Here is an 11,511-nt window from a genome sequence, read left to right on the forward strand (position 1 = left end):
ATTTGAATTTTTATTTATAACTAATAATTTAAAACTATTAGTATCTCTTACAAGTTAAAGTATACTAAAACGCTCTGCTATATTCGGTAACATAGGTTACATAATAGAAAATTTTTTTAAAAAAAGTATTCAAAGGTAAACTCCATTTACCTTTGAATACTTCATTACTTGTAATTCTAGCTTTCCATGAACATTTTCATATCATCTTCTACATTAGTTATTCCACCAATACCAAAGTTATCTACAAGAACTTTAGCAACATTTGGTGATAAGAATGCTGGTAATGTTGGTCCTAGATGAATATTTTTAACCCCTAAGTATAATAGTGATAATAATACTATTACTGCTTTTTGCTCATACCATGCGATATTATATGATATTGGTAGGGCGTTTACATCATCTAACCCAAAGACTTCTTTAAGTTTTAGAGCTATAACAACTAATGAATAGGAATCATTACATTGTCCTGCATCTAGAACTCTTGGAATTCCTCCAATATCTCCTAGGTTTAATTTATTATACTTATACTTTGCACAACCTGCTGTTAAGATAACTGTATCCTTTGGTAGTTTTTCAGCAAATTCAGTATAGTAGTTTCTTGATTTGGCTCTTCCATCACAACCAGCCATAACAAAGAATCTTTTTATAGCTCCAGTTTTAACAGCCTCCACAACCTTATCAGCCAAAGCTAATACTTGATTGTGAGCAAATCCACCAACTATTTGACCCTTTTCAATTTCTGTAGGTGCTTTACACTTTTTAGCCATTTCTATAATCTTAGAAAAATCTTTTACTCCATCTATATTAGCTTCTATATGTGCACATCCTGGCATTCCAGTTGCACCAGTTGTAAATAATCTATTCTTATAAGACTTATCTGGAATTACTATACAGTTTGTAGTCATAAGAATTGGACCATTGAACTTTTCAAACTCTTCCTTTTGCTTCCACCATGCATTTCCATAGTTTCCTNNTTTCTTAAAGAATGGATAATAGTGAGCTGGTAACATTTCACCATGAGTATAAACATCTACCCCTGTTCCTTCTGTCTGCTCTAACAACATCTCTAGATCCTTTAAATCATGTCCTGAAATTAATATTCCTGGATTTTTTCTAACTCCAATATCTACAGTTGTTATTTCTGGATGCCCATAGGTTTCAGTATTGGCTTTATCTAATAATGCCATACCATCTACTCCATATTTTCCTGCTTCTAATGCAAGTGCTATTAAATCATCAACAGTTAAACTATCATCTAAAGTTGCAGCTAATGCCTTAGCCATAAATTCATGAATTTCTCTCTCATTATATTTTAGGTTCATAGCATGCTTCATGTATGCTGATAATCCTTTTAATCCATAAGTTATAAGTTCTCTTAGACTTCTAATATCTTCATTTTCAGTAGCAAGCACTCCAACTTTTTCAGCTTTAGTATCAAATTCTATAGTATTATCTGCTGTCCAAGCTACTGCATCTGCCATTACTATTTCTTTCTTTTGTAGACCAAATATCTTTTTAAAGAAGCCTCCAGTTATTTTTACTTCTCCAACTTGTCCACCAGCACTAACAACTTTTCTTTTTAAAGTTTCTCTTAATTTTAAAGTTTCTTTTACTCTATTTAAAATAGCATCTCTATGGAAGTTAGCATTAGTAATAGTAATAAATAAATTTTCTGTAATATATTTATCTACTACACTATCAATAACATTTACTTTTCTTCCTTCATTACTTACGATAGCTAATCCTTTAGTTACATATACTAATAAATCTTGAGCCTTTGCAACTTGCTCATCTTTACCACAAACACCCTTTATAGTACAGCCTTTACATCCTGCTGTCTCTTGACATTGATAACAAAACATTGACATAAATTTCTCATCTCCTATTAAATTGTTATTATTGGTTTTCACAAGTTAAAGTATACTAAAGTATAAAACAATATTCGGTAACATTCGTTACCAAAATTCAAAAGAATATGTATTTAAATATGTAAATAAAATTTAGATATCAATAAAAATAAATAAAATGAACTTTAAGCACAAACTCTCATGTACTTAAAGTTCATCATTCCAAATATTAAAGATATTTTTTCTCTAACTCCTCTAATATTGAAGTATATTTTTTCATAATTTCAGTATTTGCATCTTCAAATTCAACACACTCTGCATTTACCATTTCAATGATTTCTTGCTTTAATTCTCTAGTAGCAAATTTATATATTACATTATCTTCTTTGTCTATATGCCTTTCTAAAAGATGAGTATAAGAAATGGCATTAGCAATAACATCTAATATAGCTTCTTTATTACCTGCTTTTAAATTTTCAAGTGCTTCACTTAGTCCTGTAATATAAAGTCTTCCCAAATCATGTTCTACAAGCATACCATATTTCACAGTCTTCTCTGCAATAAGTCCAAGCTCCTCCACCATCTTATTAAAAAGAATTACTTCTTCTTTTTTATGGTGATGTGCATCTGCATAATTTCTAATGAAATCTATCATCTTATAGAAATCTTCATAATTTACATTCTTTTCTTCTAGAGATTTGTAAGTAGCTTTTCTAACTACAGTAAGCATACGTTTAATATACTTATGCTCTTCCATCATTAAATCTATAGCATTCATCTTTTCTCCTCCTACTTTCTTTTAATGATTTGAGTTCCATCTCCTAATTCCTCGTATTCATAGTTACCATTAACTTCATTAACAAAGGCCTTAATCCATAGACCTCTTAAGCTATAGAAATAAGAAACATCTCCAGATTCTCTATTCCATATGTCCTTATGAACACAAATTCTTCTACTCCACTGTACCATATCTTCCGTAGACACTAGAACCTCATTCACTCTATCACATGGCATTCCATCTAATATATAGTCATTTATTCTATCATATATATCCATAGCATTACTTGCTGGATCTAATTTTTCTTTAACTTCCTTAGCTGCTTTCATTCCTTGATGAATATAAATATTTTCTAATTTAGCCTTAACTTTTTCATTACTATTTAGTAATTTAGTTGTCCAAGCTGCCATTCTTCCCTCTGCTGAATGTATTTTTCCTTGTAGCCACCCATGGATATTACTTGTATCTATCATTTCTTCTAAAGGAAGATTTGGCAGTTTTTCTCCATGATTTTCATTAATCTCCTTAGCTAATGAAGATACATCTAGTCCCTCTTCCTTAGCTAGATTAATTATTTCTTCCTCTAATCCTTCAAACCATAATATTTTGTTAAATAACCAATAATGTACTTTTCCAAGATATAAACTCATATTTTCTCCTCCTACATTTAAATAATTTTAAAACTCAAATCATGTTTATCTTCTATATTGAAATTACTTTATAGACATAATTTCAATATGTTTGTAAATCATAATCCGTTAGTTAAATATATTTTAACCTGCTTAATTTATATTAACCTTTATAAGCAGATTATATTTTATTAATCTCTACATCTATGAGTTTATATTAATATCTTTATAAATTCGGTAACATTGGTTACCAAAACAAATTAAAAGCCAATATATCAAAACTTTTTATGATATACCAGCTTATAATTTATATATTCATCCTATATATGATTTACATTTAATAGTTCTTCAAAATCTTCCTTAGGCATAGGTTTTGCAAATAAATATCCTTGGGCCATTTCACATCCTATCTCTTTTAAGAAATCCGCCTGTTCTCGCGTTTCTACCCCTTCACAAATTACTTCCATATTAATATTTTTCGCCATATCAACTATACTTTTAACAATATCTTTACTCCTCTGTGAATTAGTTGTTTCATCTAAAAATGCTTTATCTAGCTTTAAGGTATTAGCTGGAAACTCTTTTAAAAGATTTAATGATGAGAATCCAGATCCAAAATCATCAACAGAGATTTTAAATCCTACCTTTTTTAAACCTATCATTTTTTCTATAAGCCTATCAGCATTTTTCATAAAAGCACTCTCCGTTAATTCAAACTCTACCAATTTAGGATCTATGTTATAGCTTTTAACTAACTCATTAATATCCTTGATTATATTGGGATTATTAACATGAAATCTAGAAACATTTAATGATATTGGAACTACACTTTCTCCATTATCTAATCTTTCTCTTAAACACTGCAATACACTTTTATAAACATACATATCTAGGTTTACTATAAACCCATTTTTCTCAAACAAAGGTATAAATTTCACTGGAGGAATTAACCCTTTCTCAGGATCCTGCCACCTAACTAAGGCCTCAGCACCTACAATTTTCTCTGTATTTAAGTCATATTTAGGTTGATAATAAACCTTATATTCTCTATTTATAAGGGCCTTATACATTTTATTTTCTATTTCCAATTCCTCAATAATTTTATTTTCAAAACACTTATCATAAAAGGCAATTTTATTTGTATGAGAACCCTTAACTGATTTACGTGCTATATTAGCTTTATTGATAATATCTTCAACCTCTATACCATTAGAATTAAATATATAGATCCCACTTACAACTATTAACCTATAATTTTTTGCAAAAACCTTTTCTAATTGTCTAAAAATATTTTCAAATTTTGTTAACCTATCAATTAATTCTTTTTTATTTGTGTATTCTACAAGTATTAAAAAATTATCTGCAGATACCCTTGCAAAAATTTCATTTTCCCCCATTGAGTTGTATAATTTATTGGATATTGCACAAATAATTTTATCTCCTTCTTCATATCCTAAATTGTCATTTATAAACTTAAATTTATCTATGTCACTGTATATAAGAGCATAGGATTTTCCTTTATTAGTCTCAAGTATCTTTTTAGCTCTAACTTTAAACTTATTAGCGTTCCATAGACCTGTAAGTGGATCTGTAAATGCCATTTTTTCATAATACTTTGTTCTTCGTTGTTTTACATAAAAAAATATCAAAAGAGATATTATTACTAATAAAGATATAAAAATAATAATTTCTAATTTATATTTAACTAGTATAACCTTTAAATTTATTGGAATAGATTCTTGTACTACATTTTTCATAATAATATCTACCCTAGTTTTTTCATCTATAACATTAATAGCCTTATTAAGTATAGGTATTACTAATGAATCTATATTAGGATTTACTCCAATTGATATATTATAACTTAAATTTCCAATATTCATTGTTTTTAAATTATTATCTTTTATACGGCTAATAGCAATATTAGCTGTGTAGCTATCTAATACTGTTATATCTACTTTTCCCGACTTAACTGCATTAATACAACTAATATAATTATCATAATACTCAATGTTATATTGTCCAAATTTGTTTACAAAAGCTTCTTTGTTAATTTTCATATCAGTAGGTATAGCTATATCCACATTCTCTGTTTTTATATATTCTTCTCCTTTTCCAACTATAACTAAAGGTAAGGATATATATGGGTTAGTTAATATAATATCTCTAGAATTTGTGTTTTTTTCAATACTAGATTCACTAGCTATTAAATCTACTTTTCCATTTGCCATTAACTTTATAGCTTCTTCCGTATTTTTTACCTGAACATATTCAAATTCTATACCTATTTTTCTAGAGATTTCTTCTAACATATCTCTTACTATTCCAGAGAAGTCACCCTTACTACTCCTATATTCTATAGGACTTAAATAATCTTTATAAGCCACTTTTAACACCGGCTTTCTTTTTATAAAGTCAACCTCTCTTGGAGTAAGTAACGGTTGTTGATTTAAAATACTATTACCGTAATATTTTTCTCGTAATTTCATATCAAAATTTAACTCATCTAGTTTTATCTTTCTTAATGCTTCATTAAGTTCATTGGTGATATCATTATTCCCCTTTTGCGTTATATAATAAAAAGGGTGAATATCGCATTTGGCAACTAATCTACCACTATTCTGATTTGAAATGCTTCCTAAAACTATAGCATCCACATTACCTGATTCCATATCCGCTATCATTTCTTCTTCAAAATCATAGTATACTTTTTCATAAGAGAAATTATTTTGTTTTGCATAACCTTCAAAGACTGTATTTTGAAAACTTTCCTTTAAAAACCCTATTTTCAAGCCATTGAATGCTTCAAAATCCTCATAAAATACACTGTTATTTTTACTTGAAACATACATAGTTGTAAGTTCTATTCCATTTGAATATTCTACATAGTCATATATCTTGCTTCTATCCTCGGTGTACTGAGCCCCACATAACAAATCTAGCTCTCCTTTAGATAGCTTGTCTAACAGTTCCGGCCATGTATCATATACATATTCATAATTCCAATTAGTATATTTTGATATTTCCTCAAGATACTCTACTCCATACCCTGAAAAAAGTCCATCTTTATCTTTTTCAATGAAAGAAGGATAATCATAATAACCCACTTTAATTATCTTGCTCTCAGTATCTGAAAACGCTATCATCGTCATAGCTATATTTGTACTTATCAAAAATATTAGTGTTAAGCATAGTAATTTAAATTTTCTCATCATATCCTCTTTTCCTATTGCAAATAATAATATATTTACATACCACTATAATTATCGTACTTTAAAATTATATCTTAAAGCAACATTTATTATAATAATGAAATAAAATTTTTATTTCACTTTCTCCTATAAAAAACAGGTTTTAGATTCATAAATTCAAATCTAAAACCTGTTTTAATTTCTTTTAAAAATATAATTATATTACAAAAATTAAAAATTTGATGACTATCTTAATGCATTTCTATCTAATTTCTTGAACTCTACCAACTACTCCACCTTCAAGCATTACCTTAATACCTCTTGGATGTACTGAAGAATTAGTTAATAACCTTGTAACTGTTCCCTCTGTCAATTTTCCTGTGCGTTGATCTTCCTTCTTTACTACTAAGACCTTTGAGCCTATTTTTATATCTGATCTTTTAGTTCCATCCATAGTTATTTCTCCTTACTTCTTGAATAGGTCTCCAAGAGCTGCAAATGGATTATCATTAGCTGCTTCTTGTTCTGCTTCTTTTTTCATTTTCTTCATATAGTTATTAACATCCCTCTTATCAACTTTTCCACCTTTTTCGAACCTCTTATTAAATTGGGATGCCTTTTCTCTAAAGTTACAGTTTGCCCCTGGACATACATAGATTTGACCTTCTCCGTGTCCTTTAAGGGTAAGTTTTTTCTTACATTCTGGACAACGAGCATTGGTAGTTCTACTAACACCTTCTCTGTGACCACATTCTCTATCTTGGCACACATTCATAACTCCAGTTTTAGTCTTAACCTCTAACATGTATTTTCCGCACTTAGTGCATTTTGCACCTGTGACATTTTCATGAACAAACTTATTACCATTGACTTTAACATCTTCAACTAGAGCTCTTGAATATCTTCTCATCTCTACAATGAAGTCCATGGCATCTTCCTTGCCTTTACTAATATCCTCTAGCTGACTTTCCCACTTAGCTGTTAAAAGTGGTGACTTAAGGTCACTTGGAACTAATTCTATAAGTTGTTTCCCCTTAGATGTTGGAACTATTTCCTTACCTCTTTTTTCTATAGAAAATGAGTTAAATAATTTTTCTATAATATCTGCTCTTGTAGCTACAGTGCCTAATCCACCAGTTGCATTTAAGGTCTTTGCTGCATCCTTTGAAACATTAATATATTTATGTGGATTTTCCATAGCAGAAAGTAATGTTCCCTCGTTAAATCTTGCCGGTGGCTTAGTTTTACCTTTATTTATATCTACAGAGTTTATCTTTAATTTATCTCCAATATTCAGCTTTGGAAGTACTTGATCCTTTAACCCATCTTCTTCTCTAGAATCCTCCATATCTTCTCTATCATATAGTGTTTTCCATCCTTTAGATTTTATAACTTTTCCTTTAGCTACAAACTTCTCTCCAGCTATTTCTGTCGCTATATTAGTTTGTAAATATTCAAAAGGTGGCATCATAACACTTAAAAATCTCTTAACTACTAAATCATAAATATTTCTTTCCTCTGAACTTAAGTTAGACATATTAGGACTTTGCTCTGTAGGAATTATGGCATGGTGATCTGAAACCCTGCTATTATCTACAAAACTCTTGCTTGGAGTAATCTTACCCTTTAGTATATTTGTAGCTGCTACTCTATATGCTCCTATAGATATAGCTCTTAATCTCTCTGGAAGTGTAGCTACTATATCTGTAGTTATATATCTTGAATCCGTTCTTGGATAAGTTAATATCTTATGATTTTCATAAAGTCTTTGCATTATAGAAAGGGTCTGCTTTGCAGAATATCCCCAAATTTTGTTGGCATCTCTTTGAAGTTCTGTTAAATCATAAAGAGCAGGAGATGGCTTTTTCTTTAGGCTTTCAGTTATATCTATAATACTTGCTTCTTGACCTCTAACCTTAACTAGGGTTTTATTAGCTACTTCCTCATTAAAAGTGCTTTGATAATTATTCTTATCAACCCACTGTAGTGAAAATTCTTTAGCCTTCGCAGTAATTGTATAGTAATCCTTAGGAATAAAGTTTTTAATATCTTCTTCCCTTTGAACTATCATGGCTAAGGTTGGAGATTGAACTCTTCCTGCTGAAAGCTGAGCATTGTATTTACAAGTAAGGGCACGAGTTACATTAAGTCCTACAAGCCAATCTGCCTCTGCTCTACACACCGCTGCCTTATATAAATTATTATAATCTTTACCTGGTTTTAAATTTTTAAATCCATCTAAAATTGCCTTATCAGTTTGAGATGAAATCCATAATCTCTTTAGTGGTTTTTTTACTCCAGCCTTTTCTATTGTCCAACGTGCCACTAACTCTCCTTCTCTTCCCGCATCTGTAGCAATAACTATCTCATCTATATCATTTCTTAGCATTTGCTTTTTTACTTCATAAAACTGCTTTTGGGTCTTTTTTAAAACTGTAAGTTTCATATGCTTTGGAATCATTGGCAAAGTTTCCATGCTCCATTTTTTATATTTGGCATCATAGTCTTCAGGATCTTGTAGTCCCACTAAGTGACCTAGTGCCCAAGTTACCACATACTTACTTCCCTCTATGTATGCACCCTTACTCTGATTGCATTTTAAAACCTTAGCTAAGTCTCTACCTACCGAAGGTTTCTCTGCTAGTACTAATATTTTTCCCATCTTTTACTTCCTCTCTTATCTACAGTATCTATATTAAGTATTATTTACTTATTAAGCAAAATCTTATCTTTTGTATTATATCATACTTTACCTTAGTTTAAAGAGAGTTCTTTGCTTCAGGGGGAGTTATTACTCCCACTGAAGCTTAGAAATCCTTATCCAGGGACGTAGCAGCTCTTTACTCCCATTTTTAAGAAGATAGGAGTATTAGAGCTGGTAGTCATCGGATAAAGAGAAATTGTAAAAGAAGGCTATGAACCAAAGTCCATAGCCTTCTTAATATATTTATTAAACCTATTTTACATACATTCCACTTGGTTTTTCAGATAAATTAACCATAATATTCTTCATTTGAGTATAAGCATCTAGGACAGATTTATGAGTTTCTCTACCTATTCCTGAGTTCTTATATCCTCCAAATGGTGCTCCAGCTGGGAAACTATTATAAGTATTTACCCATACACGTCCTGTTCTAATACCTCTAGCAACTTGTATAGCTTTATTAATGTCTCGAGTAAATACCCCTCCACCTAAACCGTATTCGCTATCATTTGCCATGGCAATTACTTCATCTATTGTCTTGAATTTAATAACAACTCCTACAGGTCCAAAGATTTCTTCTCTAGCAACTCTCATGTCATTAGTAACATCAACAAGTAGAGTTGGTTTCATGAAGTAACCTTTAGCAGCATCGCCTTCAGTGTATCTTTCTCCACCTGTAGCTACCTTAGCTCCTTCTTTCTTACCGATTTCTACATAGCTAAGAATTTTATTAAGTTGAGCCTCACTTACTTGTGCTCCCATTTGAGTATTATTATCTAATGGATTACCCACCTTAACCTTTTCAAAAGCTTTAACTGCTTTTTCTATAAATTCATCATAAAAATCTTCTTGTACAAAAATTCTAGATCCCGCTGAGCAAACTTGTCCTTGATTAAAGAGAATTCCTAGTTGAAGTCCTTCTAGAGCTATATCTAAATCTGCATCTTTAAAGAATATATTAGCAGATTTCCCTCCAAGTTCTAGAGTTGCAGGAATGATATTTTCAGCTGCTGAGAGTCCAATTTTTCTACCTACTTCTGTTGATCCAGTGAAGGCTAATTTATTAAGGCCTTTATGATGTTGTAGATATTCTCCACTTTTAGAGCCTCTGCCTGTAACTATATTAATTACACCCTTTGGAACTATATTCTCTATTAATCTCATAAGTTCAAGTATACTTAATGAAGTTGTGCTTGATGGTTTAAATATTGAAACATCCCCTGCTGCTAATACTGGAGCAAGCTTCCATGCAGCCATTAAGAATGGGAAGTTCCAAGGTACTATTTGTCCTACAATCCCAATTGGTTCTCTTAATATTATGTTTAAAGTATTTTCATCAAGCATTGTTGAGCTACCTTCATCTGAACGAATAACTCCAGCAAAATATCTAAAGTGATCTGCTGCAAGAGGTATATCAGCTCCTGTAGTTTCTCTAATTGGTTTTCCGTTATCCATAGTTTCAATAGTAGCTAAATACTCTGCATTGTCATCAATGACATCTGCAATTTTGTTTAACACATCTGCTCTTTCAGCAACTGTTGTTTTTCCCCAAGTTATGAAAGCTCTTTCAGCTGCTTTAACTGCATCATCTACATCTTTTGCTGTAGCATCTGCTATTTCAGCTAAGAATTCTCCAGTAGCAGGATTGTAAGTTTTCAATACGCCTCCATCAGAAGCCTCTCTCCATTGACCATCAATATATAGTTGATATTTTTCTTGTAATTTTATATTCATATTAAATCCTCCTTATCCACTCTTATAATGATTTAGATTTTTTCTATCTCTTAATTTAATTTTATTATAATCACAAAATATCTTTCTAGGAAGTAGGCACTTTATTCTCATTAACTATACTTTTTGTGACATAGTATCATAAATGATACTATTATATTAATAAATAATATTAGAAAATCTTATAATAATGTAAATAGTGGATTTAAAATTTAACATATATAAAATTCATGGTATAATGCAGAGTATGTTATAGACTTTTTTATATGTAGTTACTTTTTTATACTATAATATTATAAATATACTATTAGGACGGTGAATATAATGGATAAGAATTTGCTATGCGTATTTCCTAGACATGAAGAGTGTCATATGAGGAATCAATGAACTAAGTACTCTACGTGCCCCATGGTGGTGGTACAAAATCTTCTATCTGGTAAATGGAAATTATTAATTTTATGGTACTTAAGTTATGGTACCTTGAGATTTAGTGATATTAAAAAGAGGTTACCTAAGGTAACTCAAAAAATGCTAACTTCACAATTGAGAAGTTTAGAAGAAGATAAGCTTATATCTAGAAAAGTATACCCTGTAGTCCCACCTAAAGTTGAATATAGTTTAACTGAAGTTG

Annotated in this window: 8 protein-coding genes; 1 reads left to right on the top strand and 7 read right to left on the bottom strand. The window is 30.5% G+C overall.

All coding sequences use genetic code 11. The features are described 5' to 3' along the window. Nucleotides 1-176: 176 nt before the first annotated feature. From hcp to B2671_RS01695, 7 genes are all read right to left on the bottom strand, one after another. On the bottom strand, nucleotides 177-1,868 hold the full coding sequence (hcp, locus tag B2671_RS01665; RefSeq protein WP_346868853.1) for a hydroxylamine reductase: 1,692 nt from the start codon (nucleotides 1,866-1,868) through the stop codon (nucleotides 177-179). 208 nt (nucleotides 1,869-2,076) lie between these two features. Continuing rightward, on the bottom strand, nucleotides 2,077-2,625 hold the full coding sequence (locus B2671_RS01670; protein ID WP_346868854.1) for a hemerythrin domain-containing protein: 549 nt from the start codon (nucleotides 2,623-2,625) through the stop codon (nucleotides 2,077-2,079). An 11-nt stretch (nucleotides 2,626-2,636) separates the two neighbouring features. Next, nucleotides 2,637-3,275, bottom strand: coding sequence for a hypothetical protein (locus tag B2671_RS01675; RefSeq protein WP_346868855.1), 639 nt, complete (start codon nucleotides 3,273-3,275; stop codon nucleotides 2,637-2,639). Between the two features lie 299 nt (nucleotides 3,276-3,574). Further along, nucleotides 3,575-6,469: an EAL domain-containing protein gene (locus tag B2671_RS01680; RefSeq protein WP_346868856.1), complete on the bottom strand. Its 2,895-nt coding sequence runs from the start codon at nucleotides 6,467-6,469 to the stop codon at nucleotides 3,575-3,577. A 238-nt stretch (nucleotides 6,470-6,707) separates the two neighbouring features. Then, nucleotides 6,708-6,899, bottom strand: a complete 192-nt coding sequence (locus tag B2671_RS01685; RefSeq protein WP_346868857.1) for a YwbE family protein — start codon at nucleotides 6,897-6,899, stop codon at nucleotides 6,708-6,710. 12 nt (nucleotides 6,900-6,911) lie between these two features. Continuing rightward, nucleotides 6,912-9,107: a DNA topoisomerase III gene (locus tag B2671_RS01690; RefSeq protein WP_346868858.1), complete on the bottom strand. Its 2,196-nt coding sequence runs from the start codon at nucleotides 9,105-9,107 to the stop codon at nucleotides 6,912-6,914. Nucleotides 9,108-9,401: 294 nt separating this feature from the next. Continuing rightward, nucleotides 9,402-10,883, bottom strand: coding sequence for an aldehyde dehydrogenase family protein (locus B2671_RS01695; protein WP_346868859.1), 1,482 nt, complete (start codon nucleotides 10,881-10,883; stop codon nucleotides 9,402-9,404). A 405-nt stretch (nucleotides 10,884-11,288) separates the two neighbouring features. On the opposite strand from B2671_RS01695, the gene B2671_RS01700 reads away from it, so the two are divergent. Continuing rightward, nucleotides 11,289-11,511 (top strand): winged helix-turn-helix transcriptional regulator (locus B2671_RS01700; protein WP_346868860.1); only part of this gene is annotated, 223 nt, incomplete at its 3' end.

This window comes from Clostridium sp. UBA5119 (genome assembly GCF_002414285.1).
GTDB lineage: Bacteria > Bacillota > Clostridia > Clostridiales > Clostridiaceae > Clostridium_J > Clostridium_J sulfidigenes.

Excerpts from the sequence above, each read along its gene's own strand:
- B2671_RS01670 (WP_346868854.1), bottom strand. The coding sequence starts at position 2,625 with ATGAATGCTATAGATTTAATGATGGAAGAGCATAAGTATATTAAACGT.
- B2671_RS01675 (WP_346868855.1), bottom strand. The coding sequence starts at position 3,275 with ATGAGTTTATATCTTGGAAAAGTACATTATTGGTTATTTAACAAAATA.
- B2671_RS01680 (WP_346868856.1), bottom strand. The coding sequence starts at position 6,469 with ATGATGAGAAAATTTAAATTACTATGCTTAACACTAATATTTTTGATA.
- B2671_RS01685 (WP_346868857.1), bottom strand. The coding sequence starts at position 6,899 with ATGGATGGAACTAAAAGATCAGATATAAAAATAGGCTCAAAGGTCTTA.
- B2671_RS01690 (WP_346868858.1), bottom strand. The coding sequence starts at position 9,107 with ATGGGAAAAATATTAGTACTAGCAGAGAAACCTTCGGTAGGTAGAGAC.
- B2671_RS01695 (WP_346868859.1), bottom strand. The coding sequence starts at position 10,883 with ATGAATATAAAATTACAAGAAAAATATCAACTATATATTGATGGTCAA.